The sequence below is a fragment of the Microbulbifer maximicatervae (SeqCode) genome (assembly GCF_052467505.1).
Map to the genome: position 1 here is coordinate 380,144 of NZ_CP174313.1, position 17,559 is coordinate 397,702.

Sequence of the window (17,559 nt, forward strand, 5' to 3'; positions counted from 1 at the left end):
ATCTGATTCCGTCAGTACTGCCTAAAAGCACTGATAAATGTTAAAATTGTGCCGATAATTGCGTTGGGTTGGCCGGGTCCTGCAACCAAAGTGGGGGCGGAAAAAACTAAATGAGTTCAGCTGAAAGAATAAAAATTCAGAAGTTTAGTGAAAAAAGATAATATCCTGAGGATTTTTTAATGATTTTTGAAGATAGATTAATAAGCTATTTTGAACAAAGTCCCACTGTGGATCCCGACGCTATTGATAAATTTTTATTAAGGGGAGAGGCCTATGCGCTAAGGGTTGGGTTGTCGCCTACAGGCTTATATTTAGTGTCTGGATTAATTCCTAAAAAGAATAAAATTTTTGTAACGGTTACCGATGGGCCAACTGAAACGATATCTTATTTGATAGATTACTTATCTAACCTCCCTGATGATAGTACCACTAATTGGGGGGATATGCTTGAACTGGAGAGTGAGTTGCTCAATGAGCATGGGATTAGAGGGTTATTTTTCAGTCGGTTGAGATTTTTTGAATTTTTTGATAACTGTTCAGATGTTTTTCAATTTAATGGAGAGGAAGTGACGGTAGTTGCGTTTTTATTTCTAGCTTATAAGGAGGTTGCAGCTTTTAGCCGATCACAAGATGAGTTCTATGACTTAATTGAATTGAAGGATCCTATTAGGTTTAATCAAATTGAATGACAGTTAGTAGCATGGTTGGTATTTGTCGATGACATTATGTGGGAATGAATATATGAAGTGTCCACGTGATTTCAGCTTTTGCTAAGAAATACATATTGAATACTTATTGATTGGAGGTAGGTGCTGACGGTTTTACTAAAGTTAGCTTTACCAGCTATTTCTCTTCAGATTTTAAGTTAGGCGCTATGAAGGTTTACCAGGACGTGAAACAATGAGGCTAGATAATACACTAGAAGTAATAGTATTGCTAAACAGGAGGGAGATTGGCAAGAGAGGGTGCAGGGTGTTTGTTGATACCCCCGCATTTAGTGTTTATTGAAATGACGAGGCTCTTTGTGACTTCTGCTACAGCTATTTACTCTTCTTTGGTTCCCTAGTAACGCCTAAATTTTGATCATGTTTGCTAAGCAAACTCATAACGGTCGCATTAAATGTAAACCTGAACCTTGGTATGTCACCCTTAGATAAAATATGACCGCAAACATCTGAAGTTCAACTGGAATTTCTCTTAATATTGAGGTAAAGTTCGCGCTCTCTTAACGATCTTGCATCTATCTTATTGATTTTGTTAAGGATCTTGGTGACGTGGGAGGCCGCATAATGAGCGGAATGCCCTTGCAGAGGGCGACAATTTGGTGAGGTGTCCGAGTGGTCGAAGGAGCACGCCTGGAAAGTGTGTATGTCGAAAGGCATCGAGGGTTCGAATCCCTCCCTCACCGCCATCTTCTAAAAGCCCGGCTTATGCCGGGCTTTTTTATTTCTGAAGCTTTTGTTCTTTAATCTTGAGTATCAAAGACCTTAGCTGTCACTGCTTTCTCCTATAGATGGAGGAGGCTGCTAGGCAGAGACCCTATTTATTACCGCAATACTCATCAAAATTGCTGGGAGTGTTAGCAAAGCCAGCCTTCTCTGCAAGTTCCCATGGTCGTTCGCATTCTTTAGTTTTACTACACCAAAGGTAGCCGGCTGAGTTTATACACCCGTGTGCATCCTTGTCTGAACCGACCGGTGTGGTGGGTTTGGGGTCCTCTGGAGTATCTGAGGAGCATCCCATTAGGGAGGCGACTAGAATAAAAGCGGCGGCTTCTTTGATTTTGAGCATTACAATCACCAGAAAGTTAAGGTTATTGTTAAGTATACGATTTAGAGCAGCACCCATCACAAGTCGTGCCTGATTGTTACTTCAAGGCCAGTCCAAGTGTGTTTTTTATATTATTATCAAATTTGAAAGGGTATGGGTTTGATAAGCCCTTTCAGTCTAATAGCTTATCTGCAAATCTGGCTATACTTAAAAATCACCCTCTCGATAGCTCTCAAAAGTCCTGGTTACTTTAATATCCTATCTTAGGGCTGTGATATCTCTATCGCAGGAAAAAATAAGTCCGTAAGTAGTAGCGGATTGCCTAAATTTACGGTATTTCATACTGACTTCACCATACTGGCAAGCAGTTTTTCACATGCTCTATAGAGAATAGGTTCTAGCTCTTTTGCTCCAAAAACAGGCCTATATTTGAGCATCCCTCTTAGGCTGAATACTCCTGAAAAATATTCTCTCCATGGCATTTTCTCTCGAGCCCTATAAGAGGAGTGTGTTTTATTGGAGTCGGCGTAATAGAGTCTAGCTGCGACTTCAATCTTTGGCCGCCAGAATACAGGCATTGCACCAAATTCTCCAAAGTATGCGGTGTCAAACTCACCCCCTCTTACTTTTAAGACTACAACCTCTAGTGCTAAATCATTGGATTTAGGTTCTATTCGACTCGATATATGTGGTAAGGAGAAAATTTCTACCAGCCTATGACGAATGCCCGCCTCTAAATCTCCGCCCTTAAAAGCCCCCCAAGCACCAATCTTGCTAAATTCATTCTGTGAGACGACAATCATTTTATCCAGATAGACTCGTGGTTTACTCTTTTTAAATAACTTTGAGAACATTCTTACTGTAGCCAGATATAGGTTTTGTGAGGATGGGTACAAGGGGTAGTGCTGAAGGTATCGTGTGAAACCGACATCCTATTAGACATGGAATGATAGGTTTTCTGTCTATATTTTGCACTACTGTTAATGGCTAAATTGTATCTCCCATGGGCAAAGAGCCAAATAGATATTGCTTGTCGGGAACCATCTTTTCTCTGCCGCCCATGATGACCGGTTGTAGCATGAGCTTGAATGATGCTAATAAACTAAAGGTATAGTGTTCTTGGGGGATTAGTTACCTATTAGTTTTGGTAACTCTCTCATCGCTTGAAAGGACACTACACCAACTGTATTAGATTCCTCGTTAAGACGATTAAAAAAGTAAGTTTTCATGCCTGCTTCTATACCGGCCTGAACTCCCACTGGCCCATCATCTATAGCGGAGCAGTTCTCAGGATGGTAGCCCATACTTTTTGCAGCATGTAGGTATATGCCTGGATCAGGCTTCCATATGCCTACTTCATATGAACTGAATAAATTATTTCCGAAATACTTAGATAGCCCGCATATATCTAATGCATGCTTGATTTTTTGCAGGGGGCCGCTAGATACTACCGCTTTCTCACCATCAAGTGCCTCAAGAGCGTCTGCTACACCTTCAACAGGTTTTAACTCTCTGGTAAAGATTTTTGTGACTATATCGCGATAAGCTGCAACAAAATTGCTTTTCAGTTTGATATTATTCTCTTCTTCTAATAGGGATAGAATACTTGCCAGTTTCCAACCTCTGAATTTTATGACCAATTCATCAGCATCTAGTTTTACTCCGTAATTTTCGAACATCATAGCTAAGCCAATACTGGAGAGATGTTCGCTATCGACTAAGGTGCCGTCGTTATCAAAAAATAGGCATTTACTCACGGACGAAGCTCGTATTGATTTTTTTCATGTTGCGCAATTTTTTCGATAGTAAGTTTATATAAATGATAGATAAAGCCGCCGCCGCAATAGACATGAAGTGCCACTAATAAGGGGAGGCGCCCCCTCCGAGGTTGTATTGGTATATAACAATGCCGGTAGCAAGTGCGCTAACTGAGGGTAAGAAATACGGGGAGGCCGCAAGTATGAATGATGAGATCTTTGATAAGTTTCTTTTATTATTAATGCCGCCTACAGCAAGTGCAGCCATCATAAAAAGAAGGCTGGAAAATGATAGCTGGAGAAATGAACCAATAATAACCCAAGTTAAAGACATGTTAATCTCTGCTCGTAAAGGCGAGTTTGAGCCCTAAAGCTGCGAAGCTACCAGCAAAGGCTCGTTGAATGATAACGCTAATTTTTTCAGAGTGAATAACATAATTTCGAATGACTGTTGCTAGTAAGCCATAAACAATGAAAACCAGAAAGGTCATAGCCATGAAGGCAAGTCCAAGAATCAGCATACTATCTAAAGGGTTCTGTAATTGAGAGGGAATAAACTGGGGTAAGAATGCCAGGAAGAAGATGGTTAGCTTTGGGTTCAGGATATTAATCATGAATCCCTTGAAAGCAATTGAGGTTAAACTCTGTTTCTTTTGATTTTCTTCTAGAGTCAGGGAATTGCTAGATTTAAGCATTGACCAAGCTAGGTACAATAAGTATGCGACTCCTGCATATTTTACAAACTGGAATGCTAATGCACTGGTATGAATGATTACGGACAGCCCCATGATGCAAGCAAGGATAGAGGGGATGATGCCTAGTGTGCAACCTAACGCTGCAGAAATACTTGCCCTTTTACCCTTGAATAGCCCCACAGCAACTGTATATAGAATTCCCGTTCCCGGTATCAACACAACGATAAAAGAGGTAATCAAAAACTCAATGCTTATCATAAGGACAAGTCCTGACATGAAATTATAGTTTTAAATGCTGGATTTAGGGATAACCCTTTTGAATGGTGGCCTCTCAATCTTCTTCAATTTTTAAGCTTACACTAGTTATTGGTGTTCCTGGGGGAAGGCCGCTGAGTTGCTCATGTATCTGTCCTAACAGATCTAGATGGACTTCCCAAGATATAGATTGATAATTTTCTGTAATGTACTCCCCGCCCATTATCGGTGGTTGGATTGGTGAATAGCAACAACCTTGAGTTAATGGTTGCTCCACTAACTCAAGTAATAATCTATATTTAAACCAGTGGCCCGGAATATCTTTCATTGCTGCCATCATCTCTCGGAATGCATTCCAGGATTTAGCGGCAAGTTCCATTTCTCCTGTGCCAGTATCTAGGAAATATACACGTTCCTTGTTCAGTAGGCCTTCCTTCCTTTTGAAGAATAAATCCCCCATGGAGGTCAGAAGACACATGGAGGCCTTTTTGCCAACTAGCCATCTCCAGCATTCAAGGGCATCTCTTTTTCCTAGATCAGTAACTGGAGCAAAAATATCTACTTCATTATCCATAATGTATTTCTATATGCCTGCGGTAAAATTGCCCAAAACTCATGATTGTTCTTAATCCAAGCCTCTGTCACACATCTATGGCGCTACGTCAAGATTTTTGTGGAGACAGCAGTTCGCTTGCAGATTGAGCGGAGCCGAACTCTTGTTGGCCCTTTCTCCAGAAATAAATGCTGATACAAAAAATAACTACAGGTAAAACCATACCAAATTCATTGAGATACCAACCTGAATCTGTGCTTTGTAGGGTCAATGGATTGAAGAATTTTTGAATAAATGCATTGTGGCTCATGTGGAAAATAACGGCAGGCCAAACACTGTTAGTCTTTAATCTTACGTAAGTCATGATTACTGACATTGACATTAAGCCTAGCGTAAAGAAAAACAACTGATAGCTGAGGGGGGCTGTTTCATTCCCGTAGACACCTGCTACTATCATGGGCCAATGCCAGGCGGCCCATATAAACCCAGAGGTTAGTGCGATCCCTGAGAAGGACATAAGCTTTGAGAGCTCAGGTACAAGCAATCCACGCCATCCAATCTCCTCTCCTAAAACTCCAGGCAGTATCAATAAAAAGCTGATACTTGCAGTAATTAAGAATCTAAAGAGGATTACACTGGTATCACTCCAGCCATCTACTTTATACCCTTCTCTTAGTGCCGTAACGTATTCTGAGTTATACCACTCCCCGAAACCTAAGATCCACATAATGAGGTAGGCAGCTGCTACATAACCCAAGGGTACCAAGTAGCTTAACCACTGATATCTCCAGCTTCCCCAAGACCATCCTAAGGAGTCCAGGCTCTTCTTGAATATCAAGCATGTTGTGACCGTGGCAAGCCCAACAGAAAGCATTAAGGGTACTGCGCTTTCCATGTGAAAAATTAGCCAGTATCCGATAGGGTAGAGGCTCGCTGTGAGAATTAAAAAAACAGCGATAATTTTGAGCGAACTCAGCGATTCTTTCATCTAGATCGTTAACTCCGTGTTATCTTGAAAATGGCTAATCTGTAGTATGTCTATGTGCGAAATAGGATATTTCTTGTACTGTTAATGAGTAGGGATTACAAGAGGCGTAAGGTTTTGAAGGTTGCCCTGCAGAGTACTGTTATTGAGGCTAGGTGAATTTTTCACTCTCTAAATTATCTATTCTAAATGTAGAAGGAATAGCTTATTAACTGCTTTTCGAACTCATACCTATTGACCTTTTATTTGGCTTGGCTGCTTTAAGTCTACCAGACGACACATTGCATCTTTTGTAGATTCGATTAACGGTATCCCTTGTGAGATATCCAGAGATATTGATCAATCTTTGTAGGTTTAAAGAGTCTAGCTTTAGGTGGGCCTATTTTGTTTGGTAGTTCGAGGCGCAGCTCGAAGTGTCTTTGTTAACAACCGCTTACTGGGTAGGTATTATTTTTCATGTGGAAGTCAACTTTTGAATGAGAATATATATCCTACCAGCTATGCTTGATCTTTGTTTAAGGGGGTGGTGAAATTGAGGGGATGTAAGTACAGTAGAAGTAGTAAAAAGTTAAACCCTTCTTAAAGGTATAATTTCAGGTGCTTGCTATTTTTAATTTAATATGCACCTCTGTACCAGCTGGATGTAAAATTTTATAATTGTCTCACTGTTAGAGTAGTGCATTCTACTCGTAGCATTACTGTATACAAGTTTATGGATGCCTTCTGATCACTTTAAAGCTCCACTCTCAATTGCTTCATTGAGTTTTTTCTCTATAGTAGACCACAATTTATGACTGCCACCTGCTATTTTTTCTGAGTTGACAGTGAAAACCTGTTCCTTGGAAATATTGTGTTTCTGCCAGCTATGGCCGTTACCATAAATGTTATGTAGTAGTGGAGGTACTCTATCAATCGCTTTTGCAAACTTAGCATCAGGTGAAACGCCTTCCTCAAATTCCTCCCATAAAGCTATAAATTCAGCTGAGAGCTTGTCCGGTAATATCGATAGTGTTTGCGCTAGACTTTGGGTCTCACTTAATTGTTGCTCGTCGGTGAGTGGTTGATACACAATTTGATCACCTGCTCCAATTTCACCCAGGTCATGTATCAATAGCATCTTAACAACGCGGCTAATATCAATACGTTCATTGGCGTAGTCTTTGAGCATAAGTGCGATTAAGGAGACATGCCAGCTATGCTCTGCTGAGTTCTCGTAACGATTTATACCGACTGGCTTTGTTTGCCTCAGGACAGCTTTAAGCTTCTCAATTTCGATAACAAATTCTATGATTTTTTCAATATCACTCACTCTACTTCGCTTCTCACGTAGGATCTTCTATTGAAACTGAATTATATAAGTCTTTGTTGGAGTATTTTTAGGCTTTGATATAAAGATATTATATGGTACGCCACAGTTTCCCTCTGGCTGATGCTGATTCAATTGTTTACTGCTTCTTCAGCCCACACAGGAGATCTGAAGTGATTTTTATTTATAGTTTTTTTGTGAAAATTTTTTAGAGTCACTCCTTCTACATTCACGTTAAGATCTAGGGATACATAGCCTTCAGGCATGTATTTATGTACTATAAAATGTGTACCACTTGGGATTATCATGCCTTCGTTAGTCTGTAGCGATTTTGTTAAAGTCCAGACTTCAGATGTACCGGAATCTCGAAAGCTAAGGAAGGTGGTAGTGGAACCTACCCCAAGGAAAAATCCTACGATTAAAGTTGTTATTGTTTTCATGCATTTCGCTATTGTTGTTGAGATGTATTGAATTGTTCTGCTAACGAATTTTATTGGTTTAAGTATATACAGTATCGATAAATTGTCGCTATTTGTATATTTTTACTACTACAGGTTTGCACATGCTAAATAACCCGTATCTCTGTCAGGTTCGATTATTACTTATATCCTCGAATAAATTTTGTGTTAAGAAAAGTGCTTGTTGACGCGCCCTTAAACTACAATCAAAATGCTCCCCCAGCAGTAATTAGCCGCAGTTTAGCTTTATGCGACTCAAGTCTTTATTAATAGTGTCCATGCTGACCCTCAGCGGGTGTTATGAAGTAACCCCTCAATCTTATGATCGCAGTGAGTGGTTGCCACGGTGGTCTGATGTCGATGGTGATTGCCAGAATACTCGCCAGGAGCTATTGATCCGTCTCTCTTTGGCTCCTGTCGCCTTCAGCAATGAGAAGAGCTGTACAGTGGTTACAGGCCTGTGGATGGACCCCTATACGGGACAGTTTTTTGAAAAAGCTTCGGATCTGGATGTGGAGCATATAGTACCGCTATCTTGGGCTCATAAGTACGGTGGTGCTAGCTGGAGCCGGGAGCAGCGCGAAGCTTTTGCAGAAGACCCTGCAAATTTGTGGCTGGTTGATGATGGCCACAATCGCAGTAAGGGAGATAAAGGGCCCGATCAGTGGCTGCCGCCCTATAAGCCAGCCCAAGCCATTTATATTCGTCAGTTTGAGGTTGTGGCCCGTAAGTATCGGCTTGGCGACTGAATACGACACTCTACCGTTAGAGCTGACATGCAGCTGATTTTTAAGGAAATCGGCTCCTGATGGAAATCGCTGATCTCCGGATTATTTAGATCCTTTACTCCTTGTTCCCCATCCTGTTATCTCCTTCGGGTTAATTGGCAATAGTGATATTTAGCTATCCACCTAACCAACAGGTCCTGGTATGAGCGCTAGTCAGAAATGGCATTAATGTACACTTCGGTTAAAGCACTGTTACTTTCTTCTCTTGCTGAATATTCATTTCTGCGATTACTTGCCGCTTAGATAGGGTGGGGTGTTACGAATTTGGCTTCCTTGGGTTACATAATTAAAGTGATATTTACGGGCATTGAATTGAGTTAAAAGATGATAGGGGAGAGCTATGGATAGAGTTGCTGGTATCTCGGCGTTTGGCATGGGGTTAATTTATATTAGTGCGTTTGTATTCTTTGGTACTTTTTGGTCTTTTCCATCGGATGGGAGCCCCATAGAAAAAATGACGTTCTTGGCAGAAAATCAACTGATTTTTAATATTGCCTATACCCTAATGTACTTGGTCTTTGCGATATTACTGGGCTGTGTGGTAGTTAACTTATATGAAAAGCTAAAAAGTAAGAGGAGGGAGATAGCTGTATTGGCATCCTTGTTTGGAGCAGTCTGGGTGGGCCTTGTCATAGCGAGCGGTATGATCGCAAATATAGGGCTCGCCTATGCTTTGGGGCTTATGGAGGTCAGTGTTCAGAAGGCTTTCGATACCTGGGGAATAATATACTTGATGGTTGAAAGTCTTGGTGGTGGCAATGAGTTGGTGGGTGGACTTTGGGTTTTGTTAATTAGTATTGCTGCATTGCAAGCTGGTCTTTTTTCCCGGCCATTAAACTTTATCGGTGTGCTAGTGGGAGTGGCGGGAATTGCGACTATCTATCCGGACGATATCTTTACAGAAATATTCGGAATTTCCCAAATAGTCTGGTTTATTTGGTTAGGTTTCTCTTTGCTAAGGCTGGGTAGGCACAGTCAAAAATGGGAGGCAGCAAACTCTATTCCGAGCGCTAATAGCTAAAGGTGTATATAGGTAAAGCCTGCTTCTTCACATGGAATGCGTCTGGACAATAAAGTTTGTATGCAAGTGGGTAAGAAAGTGTTTTTGATTTTCCCCAAAAAATGAAAAATGCGTCTATCCTTTCAATGGGCCAAGCATTCGTTGATTTAGTGTCTTGGCTTGCGTTTCCGCTGTCGTAAGGCTGGTGAATCCGGGGCTATTCCTTGCCTCGCTGTTTGTCGCAGTCATTTTAGTGACTTGCCGGCCAGTCCTCCCCGGCCCGTGGGTAGCGAGCGGATTGCACATTACCTGCAATTGATTCACGGGGTGATAACCCTGGATATTTTGGAGATCTAATTGTGAAAAGTAAGCAGTTCATTCTTCCTTTGGTAATTGCCAGTCTTGCTGCTTCTGCTGCCTTCGCGGATAACCATCCCAAGAAGCCGGCGAAAGACTGGACCTGTGCGGATTTCCTGGCTATCGACGATGAGTTTAAACCTAAAGCAGTTTATTGGGCTGCCGCCTACGCCAAGAAAGGCACGGAAGAGGGGGATATGCTGGATATTGAAGGCACAGAAAAAGTGACGCCGATGGTGATTACCGCCTGCACCAAAGCGCCAAAAGAATCTTTCTGGGCTAAGTTCAAAGATGAGTGGCACAAGGTGGGGATGCACCACAAGAAGGACAAAGCTGAAAAGCAGATGATGAAGATGCAGAAAAAAATGCAGGATGGCACTCAGATGAACAATAGTAATGGTGGCAGTGGCACAAACGGGACTAACCAGTAGGCGCTGTTCGTCAATACTTGCATTGCTATTGTTCTGGGCCCGGCTTGTGCCGGGCTTTGTCTATCCTGAGATGGAGATTCACCAGCGAAATGGTTTCGGTTAGTATTTATGGTGAATGGACGAAATGTAGGCAAATGGATTTGTGATATGGGAAAGACTGTAAGAAACGAAGCCAGGCGGGGGAGAACAATTAGCCGTTCTACCAGGCTCTTCTGGGGTGGGGTGCTGTTGGCTGGGTTATTCCTGGCGTTGTTTATGCATTCGTCAAAGGCAGTCGTTTGCTAATTTGCCTTGATATGTATGGCGCCCCCGGGTGGACTCGAACCACCAGTCCGGACTTAGGAGGTCCGTGGTTTATCCTGTTAACCGACGGGGGCGGGTGTCAGCACTGCTGAAGAGCGGCGCTATTCTAGCCTGTGGAAAGCCCTGTGTCATGTCATGCTTTTCACCATTAACTCACCTTCCATCAAATCGTACCAAGTTGCTGTGTCACTGAGGGTAACATTGGCGCCACTCGGTTACTGCTATTCCCGTCGTTCCCTTTTCTTAAAATTTTCGAAAAACCTTCATAAATCTGTCTTTTTTCTTCGCTACTTTGACTTCGAAATGGCGGTTTTTGCGGATAGCTTTGTTCGGGGATCAGCTGGAAAGTTTTGACGTAAAAGCCGCATTTCCACTTGATAAATTATTGCTTGACCACGATTGATTGAGCTGGATAACCTGCAATTGCACCCTTGGTGCGATAAGGATATTTCTGCTTTCTCTAATCAAGATTATGGAGTTTCGTATGAGCGGCCACGTTAACGAAAGACGCCTAGATTTTGATAATGTGGGTATTCCACAAATTGCAACTGAAGTGCTGAAGGAAGCTACCTCTCAGCCACCACGCGACGCACGTCGAATGGTAGAAGACAAATTGGAGGAAAAGCGTTTAAGGCGTGAATTAATGGATTATGATTTCGACTAACGAAATATGCTGAAACTTTAACGGCTACGGCCAGCTATGCAGGGTGCAGATAATAAATTAAAGTAATCTAAAAATAGGATTGCTTAAACTGTACTCTGCGTAGTTAATAGATTTTATTGAAAATTTGCCTTTCCTGCCCAAGTCACTTCTATTTTCCCCTGGCTTTTCTCTGTGCTTTTAAATCGTTGGGCTCTGTTTCCCCGTATTGTATTTTCCATTAATTAAAGTTGTTAGGCTTATTGCTTTTGCAATGGGTGCTATGGAGATAGGGAAGAAGGTGTGTATGTACAGAGCCCGTAAGGGATGCGGGCTCTATCGTAGGTATTGAGTTGGCTGTAGCTACATATTTTGTGTGGCTGCAGAGTTGCCTCCAAACCAGCCCAGCAGACGCTTGAGTTTTGAAGCTAATTTGCCGCGCTTGGCCTTTCTGTTTTTGTCAGCATCGCTGACTAACCAGGCTACCTGGATAACCAATCTTTTACCTTCGAAAGGCAAGTGTCCGTGGAACGAGTTATCGGCTCGCTTAAATGCGGCCAGGGTACCGTACGAAGGCTTTACCTCTGGGGCTGCGGTATCTTCAAAGTTATCGCCGCTTTTTAAGAAGCGCAGGCAGCCTGTGCCGTCCAAGGACCACTCCGGGTTCAGGTAGAGCAGGGCGGTAGCAATTTTTGACTGTCCGTCGGTATGGATGCGGCCGTGGCGTTTCTTGAGTGTACGGCTAATGGAAACATAGGTAGGGTATTGAGAAAGATTCTCAATACCCAGGTTGTTGCCAATAGCATCGGCAAATTCCGGAGCCCTAAACTGTTCAATCAGTTCATTTATTGTGGTGCCACAACTGCTTCTATCGTAGGGAAGGTAGCCGGCCCCTTTAAGCTTTGGGAAGTCTTTGATAAAGGATGCCATCAGGTTCTCGGCCAGCAAGTTCTTGGCAACGAAGAAAGGAAATGGCTGTTGGTGAATCTGGCTTTCTTGGCCAATTAAAGTAGTAGCGTCGAGCCAGGGATCGATATGGGTGGCGAGATTGTTCATAGACACGCATCCTTACGAGCAGAAGAATTGGCCCTTTTGGGGGTCCAGCTTTATGTCGACTTCTGAGATTACCCACTTCCTTGAGGGTACAGCGAGAAACAGGTACTGAATCTCACGACGGTGTGAAAATACCAAAACTACAATTCAGTGCCAATTTAAATAGCGCTTTTCAGTGTGAATCAGTGGGCATTCTTGCGAAAGATCAAGGGTTGCTAAAATGTTGCTCGCTGAGACAATGCAATTAGCGCTGGTGCCGGTATAATGCCGTTCAGATTTGTCAGAGCGGTTTTATCCTGGAATGTCTGTGACCCCTAAGTCCCAAGTTGTGCTGCAAGTGAGAGATCTCGCCTGCGAAAGGGATGGTCGGCGCTTGTTTGAGGGCCTTCAGTTTTCTCTTCAAGCCGGTGCTGCAATTCAAATCAAAGGTAGTAATGGCGCGGGTAAAACGACCTTGCTGCGCACTTTGATTGGCAGTAGCAGTGATTTCACTGGGGAGATCCTTTGGTGTGATACCGCCTACCCGCAATCGCTCTCGGCGATGCGTGAATCCTTACTATATATCGGGCACAGGGGCGGAGTGCGCAGTGGCCTGACTCCGCTGGAAAACCTCACCTGGTATGGTGCTGACCATGAGGACGCGCTCAATGCCCTCGATAAAGTCGACCTGACCGGCTTTGAGGACAGCTTGTGTCACTCCCTTTCCGCCGGCCAGAATCGCCGGGTTGCCCTAGCGCGATTATTTCTACCTGATTCCCCTCGATTGTGGATACTCGATGAGCCACTGACCGCTCTCGACGTTGTGGGTGTTGCTGCATTGGAAGAGCAAATGGCGGTCCATCTGTATAGCGGTGGTTCAATTCTGCTGACCTCACACCAACCTCTGTCATTAGCCGGACTCAGTGAGGTTAATTTGTCTGACTATTCAGTCTCTGAGCCTTTTGAGGATTTTGGGGGAGAGCATGTCGACAGTTGATGTCCAAACGCCGGTGAGCGAAGTGCGCAGTGGCCCCGGTTTTATGGCGCTGTTCCGGATTGAAATGCTCTTAGCGCTGAGAAAACGAGCAGATATTGCCAACCCCTTATTGTTTTTTGTGACGGTTTTAGCACTTTTGCCGTTAGGGGTAGGACCTGAGCCCGAACTTCTGGCAAAGGTGGCTCCGGGCATGATCTGGGTAATGGCTCTACTGTCCACCATGCTATCCCAGGAAAGCCTTTTTAAAGGTGATTTCGAAGATGGCACCCTGGAGCAGCTCACCCTGTTACCACAACCGCTTTATTTTGCGGTTCTTGCAAAATCCCTGGTGCACTGGATTGCCACAGGCTTGCCGCTGGCATTGCTGTCGCCGCTGCTCGCCTTAATGCTGAATCTGCCCGTGGATGGTTATGTTTGTTTGCTGGTTTCCCTATTGCTGGGAACTGCGAGTTTGAGTTTGATCGGGGCCATTGGTGCAGCACTCACTGTTGCCTTGCGCCGCCCCGGTTTGCTCTTGGCACTAATTGTTATGCCGCTGTATGTGCCCGTGCTAATCTTCGGCACCGGCGCAGTACAGGCGGCAATTGATGGCTATGCCTACAGCGCCCAACTGGCGATATTGGCAGCACTCCTAGCGGCTGCTGCGGCACTGGCGCCACTCGCTGCTGCGGGTGCAATACGTATTAGCCTGGATAATTGATTTGGAGGTCTTTCTTGGCTTGGCAATGGTTTCACCGCCTGGGTTCGCCCCGCTGGTTCTATCAAAAAACTGAAGCCTGGCTGCCCTGGCTGGCGCTGGCTAGTGTTGTATTGCTCGCTGTAGGCAGTGTTTGGGGCCTGGGTTTTGCCCCAGAAGATGCCAAGCAGGGCAATAGTTACCGCATTATCTTTATCCATGTACCCGCCGCCTTCCTGGCACTGGCCGGTTACTACATTATGGCGATCAGCGGTGCTATCGGCTTGATCTGGAAGATGAAGCTCTCCTTTGCCGTCATGCGCGCTGCCGCGCCGATTGGTGCGGTATTGACCTTTGTCTCGCTATTTACCGGTGCTGTGTGGGGTAAACCTACCTGGGGTGCTTACTGGGTATGGGATGCCCGCATTACTTCAATGCTGATTCTTCTGTTTCTCTATGTCGGCGTTATGGCACTTACCCACGCAGTGAACCGGGAGCAAGTAGCCGACAAAGCTTCTGCGCTGCTGGCTCTGGTGGGCACCGTGAATATCCCAATTATTTACAAGTCCGTAGACTGGTGGTTTACCTTGCACCAGCCCGCGACCATTCGCCTGACCGAATCCAGCAGTATTGATCCGAGTATGTTCTACCCGCTGCTGACCATGATTATCGGTTTCTACTGTATGTATGCCTGGACCCTGCTGACTCACACCCGCACTCTGCTGCTCAAGCGCGAGATGCGCACCAAGTGGGTACAGGAAGAACTGGCGGGAGGTCGATAAAGTGGAGTTTCAATTTGCCAACCTGGCTGATTTCCTAACGATGGACGGCCACGGTGTATTTGTGTGGGTGTCCTACGCGGTGACTTTTCTGAGTCTCGCGGGGATGGCTCTCTACCCTTACATCGCCCGCCGCGGCCTGAAGGCAGAGCTGGTGCGACAGCAGAAAATTGCCCAGCGCCGCCGCCAGGCAGTGAGTGAGCGCACAGTAACCACGAAGAAAGAAATAGCAGAGGAACCGGCTTAACTTCAATTTGCCGGGTTCCAGCGGATAGGGCGATGGAGAACCTATCAGCGCAACAGAATTAAATAGTTATGGAGTAGGACTTAGACAATGCACCCTGTACGCAAGCAACGCCTGATACTCGTACTTGTCCTGGTGGTATTGTCCAGTGCAGCAGTAGGTTTTGTAGCCTATGCGATGCGTGGCAATATCGATTATTTCTATGCCCCCAAGGCCTTTGCAGCGGGTGAAGTCCCGATGGAAAAGCGGATTCGCGCGGGAGGCTGTGTTGTCCCGGGCAGTGTGCAGCGAGCTACTGATAGCCTGGAAGTCCAGTTTGTGATTACCGATGGCGAGGCTCAACTCTCCGTAGTCTTTGACAAAATCCTGCCGGATCTATTTGCCGAAGGCGAAGCAGCAGTGATTACCGGCCAGTTGATGCCAAGCGGTGTTCTGCGTGCGGACCAGGTTCTGGCCAAGCACGATGAAACTTATACGCCACCTGAAGTAGCCGACACCATGGTTTCCCATGAAGGTTGTTCCGATGGAGCGAAAATATGATCCCTGAGCTGGGCCATTTTGCGTTAATTGTCGGCTTGCTGCTTTCGGTTGCTCTCGCAACAGTGCCGATGGCCGGTAGCTATTCATCGCGCCCTGTGTGGATGGATGCGGGGCGTCCGCTGGCACTGGGTATTTTTGCGTTCGTTCTGATCGCTTTTGCCAGCCTGACCACTTCTTTTGTGCAAAGTGATTTCACGGTTAATTACGTAGCACAGAACTCCAACAGTATCCTGCCGGTTTATTACAAGGTTACCGCCGTATGGGGTGGGCATGAGGGCTCCATCCTGTTGTGGCTTTTGATTCAGGCTGGTTGGGCTGCGGCAGTAGCGCTGTTTGGTAAGCAGCTGCCTCCAGAGCTTTCCGCGCGGGTTTTATCCGTACTCGGTTTTGTACTGATCGGGTTTTTCCTGTTTATTCTGCTTACCTCCAACCCATTTGATCGCACCCTGCCATTCCCACCGATGGAAGGTTCTGACCTGAACCCGCTGTTGCAGGACCCGGGTATGATTTTCCATCCGCCCTTGCTTTATATGGGGTATGTGGGTTTCTCGGTTGCCTTTGCTTTTGCCATTGCGGCACTGCTCGGTGGCCAGTTGGATGCGGTGTGGGCCCGTTGGGCAAGACCCTGGACGGCTGTGGCTTGGGGCTTCCTGACCTTGGGTATTGCCCTGGGTAGCTGGTGGGCTTATTACGAGCTGGGCTGGGGTGGCTGGTGGTTCTGGGACCCGGTTGAGAATGCATCCCTGATGCCTTGGTTGGTGGGGACTGCCTTGATGCACTCCTTGGCGGTAACTGAGAAGCGTGGGCTGTTTAAGAGCTGGACTATCCTGCTGGCGATTTTCGCTTTCAGTCTCAGCCTGCTCGGCACCTTCCTGGTGCGCTCAGGGGTTATTACCTCGGTACATGCATTTGCTACCGACCCACTGCGAGGCAGCTTTATTCTGGGCTTCCTGGCTGTAATTGTCGGCACTTCGCTGCTGTTGTTCGCCCTGCGCGCACCGACAGTCAGCGCACGCAGTGTTTTCTCTTTCCGCTCTTTGGAAACCTTCCTGCTTGGCAATAACATCCTGTTGATGCTGATTATGGGCATGGTTTTGACCGGCACTCTTTACCCGCTGCTGGCCGACGCCATGAACTGGGGCAAGGTGAGTGTGGGTCCGCCCTTCTTTAATCTTTTCTTCGTGCCACTGATGGTTGTTCTCTGCCTGTTGGTGGGTATGGGCGTGCGCGCCAACTGGAAAGACAGCCGCTGGGACAAACTGCTGAGCGCATGGCGTTTGCCATTTGTCGCTTCGTTGGTAGTTGCGTTGCTGTGGACCCTGGCCCTGGGAGACTTCCACTGGGGAGCGGCGCTGGGAATCTTTATTGGTATCTGGGTCTTTGCTTCCAGCATCGCTGATATCGTGGCTAAAACCCGCAACTCCAGCTCATTCTTTGCCGGCCTTAAGCGTCAGAGAGCCAGTTACTACGGTATGCATATCGCACATATCGGCCTGGCAGTTTCGGTGTTGGGGGTAGTACTGACCACCGTTTACAGCATTGAGGAAGATGTGCGTATGGGTGCTGGGGACAGTTTCCAGGTTTCCGGTTACGACTTCAAATTTGACGGTGTTCGTATGGTTCAGGGGCCTAATTACCGAGCCTTTGAAGGTGTATTGCATGTCAGCAAGGACGGGAAGCCGGTTGCAGAGCTGCATCCCCAGAAACGCAATTACCTGTCTGGTGGCAACACCATGACAGAGGCGGCGATCGATACCGGACTCTTCCGCGATATTTATGTGGCCCTCGGTGAGCCGATGGACAGGTCTAACCCAAGCGGTGATTGGGCTGTGCGACTTCAGTACAAAGCCTTTGTGGTATGGATTTGGCTGGGCTCGCTTTTGATGGCGATCGGTGGAGCTATTGCTGTAGCGGATAAGCGCTATCGCAAAGCGAAAGCCGCTAAACCTGTAGATGTAGAAGTTACAGGCAATGTTGCTGCGGCGTAATAGTT

At 45.7% G+C, this 17,559-nt stretch carries 21 protein-coding genes and 2 tRNA genes; 13 read left to right on the top strand and 10 right to left on the bottom strand.

The window, feature by feature from the left end; genetic code table 11:
- Positions 1 to 179 precede the first annotated feature (179 nt).
- Together ACJJIN_RS01705 and ACJJIN_RS01710 are read left to right on the top strand one after the other, a co-directional pair.
- The gene (locus ACJJIN_RS01705; RefSeq protein WP_444896629.1) at positions 180 to 689 is read left to right on the top strand and encodes a hypothetical protein; all 510 of its coding nucleotides are present in this window, start codon (positions 180 to 182) and stop codon (positions 687 to 689) included.
- A gap of 634 nt (positions 690 to 1,323) precedes the next feature.
- Positions 1,324 to 1,411, top strand: a tRNA-Ser gene (locus ACJJIN_RS01710).
- 128 nt (positions 1,412 to 1,539) lie between these two features.
- Here ACJJIN_RS01710 and ACJJIN_RS01715 read toward each other — a convergent pair.
- The 3 genes from ACJJIN_RS01715 to ACJJIN_RS01725 form a co-directional block, all read right to left on the bottom strand.
- On the bottom strand, positions 1,540 to 1,791 hold the full coding sequence (locus ACJJIN_RS01715; RefSeq protein ID WP_444896630.1) for a hypothetical protein: 252 nt from the start codon (positions 1,789 to 1,791) through the stop codon (positions 1,540 to 1,542).
- Positions 1,792 to 2,108: 317 nt separating this feature from the next.
- Positions 2,109 to 2,624: a hypothetical protein gene (locus tag ACJJIN_RS01720; protein ID WP_444896631.1), complete on the bottom strand. Its 516-nt coding sequence runs from the start codon at positions 2,622 to 2,624 to the stop codon at positions 2,109 to 2,111.
- Positions 2,625 to 2,897: 273 nt separating this feature from the next.
- Entirely contained in the window at positions 2,898 to 3,527 is a 630-nt protein-coding gene (locus ACJJIN_RS01725; protein ID WP_444896632.1) for an HAD-IA family hydrolase, read from the bottom strand.
- A 203-nt stretch (positions 3,528 to 3,730) separates the two neighbouring features.
- Here ACJJIN_RS01725 and ACJJIN_RS01730 point away from each other — a divergent pair, with 203 nt between their 5' ends.
- A complete protein-coding gene (locus ACJJIN_RS01730; protein WP_444896633.1) occupies positions 3,731 to 3,898 on the top strand; it encodes a hypothetical protein in 168 nt (55 codons plus the stop codon).
- Here the strand turns inward: ACJJIN_RS01730 and ACJJIN_RS01735 are convergent.
- From ACJJIN_RS01735 to ACJJIN_RS01755, 5 genes are all read right to left on the bottom strand, one after another.
- Entirely contained in the window at positions 3,863 to 4,480 is a 618-nt protein-coding gene (locus tag ACJJIN_RS01735) for a LysE family translocator (RefSeq protein ID WP_444896634.1), read from the bottom strand. The genes ACJJIN_RS01730 and ACJJIN_RS01735 overlap by 36 nt on opposite strands.
- Before the next feature lie 73 nt (positions 4,481 to 4,553).
- Positions 4,554 to 5,051: a T6SS immunity protein Tdi1 domain-containing protein gene (locus tag ACJJIN_RS01740; RefSeq protein ID WP_444896635.1), complete on the bottom strand. Its 498-nt coding sequence runs from the start codon at positions 5,049 to 5,051 to the stop codon at positions 4,554 to 4,556.
- 88 nt (positions 5,052 to 5,139) lie between these two features.
- Positions 5,140 to 6,018 (bottom strand): CPBP family intramembrane glutamic endopeptidase, encoded by an 879-nt coding sequence (locus ACJJIN_RS01745; RefSeq protein ID WP_444896636.1) that lies wholly within the window; start codon positions 6,016 to 6,018, stop codon positions 5,140 to 5,142.
- Between the two features lie 724 nt (positions 6,019 to 6,742).
- On the bottom strand, positions 6,743 to 7,324 hold the full coding sequence (locus tag ACJJIN_RS01750; RefSeq protein ID WP_444896637.1) for an HD domain-containing protein: 582 nt from the start codon (positions 7,322 to 7,324) through the stop codon (positions 6,743 to 6,745).
- Positions 7,325 to 7,452: 128 nt separating this feature from the next.
- Positions 7,453 to 7,761, bottom strand: a complete 309-nt coding sequence (locus ACJJIN_RS01755; RefSeq protein ID WP_444896638.1) for a hypothetical protein — start codon at positions 7,759 to 7,761, stop codon at positions 7,453 to 7,455.
- A 266-nt stretch (positions 7,762 to 8,027) separates the two neighbouring features.
- On the opposite strand from ACJJIN_RS01755, the gene ACJJIN_RS01760 reads away from it, so the two are divergent.
- The 3 genes from ACJJIN_RS01760 to hdeA all read left to right on the top strand — a co-directional run bounded on the left by ACJJIN_RS01760 (position 8,028) and on the right by hdeA (position 10,355).
- Positions 8,028 to 8,528, top strand: a complete 501-nt coding sequence (locus tag ACJJIN_RS01760) for an HNH endonuclease family protein (RefSeq protein ID WP_444896639.1) — start codon at positions 8,028 to 8,030, stop codon at positions 8,526 to 8,528.
- A gap of 379 nt (positions 8,529 to 8,907) precedes the next feature.
- Positions 8,908 to 9,588 (top strand): hypothetical protein, encoded by a 681-nt coding sequence (locus ACJJIN_RS01765; RefSeq protein ID WP_444896640.1) that lies wholly within the window; start codon positions 8,908 to 8,910, stop codon positions 9,586 to 9,588.
- Between the two features lie 338 nt (positions 9,589 to 9,926).
- Complete coding sequence (gene hdeA, locus ACJJIN_RS01770; RefSeq protein ID WP_282933522.1) at positions 9,927 to 10,355, top strand: acid-activated periplasmic chaperone HdeA; 429 nt, start codon at positions 9,927 to 9,929, stop codon at positions 10,353 to 10,355.
- A 301-nt stretch (positions 10,356 to 10,656) separates the two neighbouring features.
- Here hdeA and ACJJIN_RS01775 read toward each other — a convergent pair.
- Positions 10,657 to 10,732 (bottom strand) — tRNA-Arg (locus tag ACJJIN_RS01775).
- Positions 10,733 to 11,142: 410 nt separating this feature from the next.
- On the opposite strand from ACJJIN_RS01775, the gene ACJJIN_RS01780 reads away from it, so the two are divergent.
- Complete coding sequence (locus ACJJIN_RS01780) at positions 11,143 to 11,322, top strand: PA3496 family putative envelope integrity protein (RefSeq protein WP_108735213.1); 180 nt, start codon at positions 11,143 to 11,145, stop codon at positions 11,320 to 11,322.
- 339 nt (positions 11,323 to 11,661) lie between these two features.
- Here the strand turns inward: ACJJIN_RS01780 and ACJJIN_RS01785 are convergent, their stop codons facing one another.
- Complete coding sequence (locus ACJJIN_RS01785; protein ID WP_413665103.1) at positions 11,662 to 12,354, bottom strand: 2OG-Fe(II) oxygenase; 693 nt, start codon at positions 12,352 to 12,354, stop codon at positions 11,662 to 11,664.
- A gap of 298 nt (positions 12,355 to 12,652) precedes the next feature.
- Between ACJJIN_RS01785 and ccmA the strand changes: the two genes are divergently transcribed.
- The 6 genes from ccmA to ACJJIN_RS01815 all read left to right on the top strand — a co-directional run bounded on the left by ccmA (position 12,653) and on the right by ACJJIN_RS01815 (position 17,554).
- Positions 12,653 to 13,327 carry a cytochrome c biogenesis heme-transporting ATPase CcmA gene (gene ccmA / locus ACJJIN_RS01790; protein WP_413665104.1) on the top strand — a complete coding sequence of 225 codons (675 nt, stop codon included), beginning with the start codon at positions 12,653 to 12,655 and terminating at the stop codon, positions 13,325 to 13,327.
- Positions 13,314 to 14,027: a heme exporter protein CcmB gene (gene ccmB / locus ACJJIN_RS01795; protein WP_444896641.1), complete on the top strand. Its 714-nt coding sequence runs from the start codon at positions 13,314 to 13,316 to the stop codon at positions 14,025 to 14,027. Before ccmA ends, ccmB begins: the two co-directional genes overlap by 14 nt.
- Positions 14,028 to 14,041: 14 nt before the next feature.
- Positions 14,042 to 14,785, top strand: a complete 744-nt coding sequence (locus ACJJIN_RS01800) for a heme ABC transporter permease (RefSeq protein WP_282933518.1) — start codon at positions 14,042 to 14,044, stop codon at positions 14,783 to 14,785.
- Position 14,786: 1 nt separating this feature from the next.
- Positions 14,787 to 15,029 carry a heme exporter protein CcmD gene (ccmD, locus tag ACJJIN_RS01805; protein ID WP_444896642.1) on the top strand — a complete coding sequence of 81 codons (243 nt, stop codon included), beginning with the start codon at positions 14,787 to 14,789 and terminating at the stop codon, positions 15,027 to 15,029.
- Positions 15,030 to 15,116: 87 nt separating this feature from the next.
- Complete coding sequence (locus tag ACJJIN_RS01810; protein ID WP_413665106.1) at positions 15,117 to 15,566, top strand: cytochrome c maturation protein CcmE; 450 nt, start codon at positions 15,117 to 15,119, stop codon at positions 15,564 to 15,566.
- Positions 15,563 to 17,554, top strand: coding sequence for a heme lyase CcmF/NrfE family subunit (locus ACJJIN_RS01815; protein WP_444896643.1), 1,992 nt, complete (start codon positions 15,563 to 15,565; stop codon positions 17,552 to 17,554). The genes ACJJIN_RS01810 and ACJJIN_RS01815 overlap by 4 nt, the downstream gene beginning before the upstream one ends.
- The last annotated feature ends 5 nt before the right edge of the window (positions 17,555 to 17,559 follow it).

Coding starts and splice junctions, on each gene's coding strand:
- ACJJIN_RS01705 (WP_444896629.1), top strand. CDS start 180: ATGATTTTTGAAGATAGATTAATAAGCTATTTTGAACAAAGTCCCACT.
- ACJJIN_RS01715 (WP_444896630.1), bottom strand. CDS start 1,791: ATGCTCAAAATCAAAGAAGCCGCCGCTTTTATTCTAGTCGCCTCCCTA.
- ACJJIN_RS01720 (WP_444896631.1), bottom strand. CDS start 2,624: ATGTTCTCAAAGTTATTTAAAAAGAGTAAACCACGAGTCTATCTGGAT.
- ACJJIN_RS01730 (WP_444896633.1), top strand. CDS start 3,731: ATGAATGATGAGATCTTTGATAAGTTTCTTTTATTATTAATGCCGCCT.
- ACJJIN_RS01735 (WP_444896634.1), bottom strand. CDS start 4,480: ATGATAAGCATTGAGTTTTTGATTACCTCTTTTATCGTTGTGTTGATA.
- ACJJIN_RS01740 (WP_444896635.1), bottom strand. CDS start 5,051: ATGGATAATGAAGTAGATATTTTTGCTCCAGTTACTGATCTAGGAAAA.
- ACJJIN_RS01745 (WP_444896636.1), bottom strand. CDS start 6,018: ATGAAAGAATCGCTGAGTTCGCTCAAAATTATCGCTGTTTTTTTAATT.
- ACJJIN_RS01755 (WP_444896638.1), bottom strand. CDS start 7,761: ATGAAAACAATAACAACTTTAATCGTAGGATTTTTCCTTGGGGTAGGT.
- ACJJIN_RS01760 (WP_444896639.1), top strand. CDS start 8,028: ATGCGACTCAAGTCTTTATTAATAGTGTCCATGCTGACCCTCAGCGGG.
- ACJJIN_RS01765 (WP_444896640.1), top strand. CDS start 8,908: ATGGATAGAGTTGCTGGTATCTCGGCGTTTGGCATGGGGTTAATTTAT.
- ACJJIN_RS01780 (WP_108735213.1), top strand. CDS start 11,143: ATGAGCGGCCACGTTAACGAAAGACGCCTAGATTTTGATAATGTGGGT.
- ACJJIN_RS01785 (WP_413665103.1), bottom strand. CDS start 12,354: ATGAACAATCTCGCCACCCATATCGATCCCTGGCTCGACGCTACTACT.
- ccmA (WP_413665104.1), top strand. CDS start 12,653: ATGTCTGTGACCCCTAAGTCCCAAGTTGTGCTGCAAGTGAGAGATCTC.
- ccmB (WP_444896641.1), top strand. CDS start 13,314: ATGTCGACAGTTGATGTCCAAACGCCGGTGAGCGAAGTGCGCAGTGGC.
- ACJJIN_RS01810 (WP_413665106.1), top strand. CDS start 15,117: ATGCACCCTGTACGCAAGCAACGCCTGATACTCGTACTTGTCCTGGTG.
- ACJJIN_RS01815 (WP_444896643.1), top strand. CDS start 15,563: ATGATCCCTGAGCTGGGCCATTTTGCGTTAATTGTCGGCTTGCTGCTT.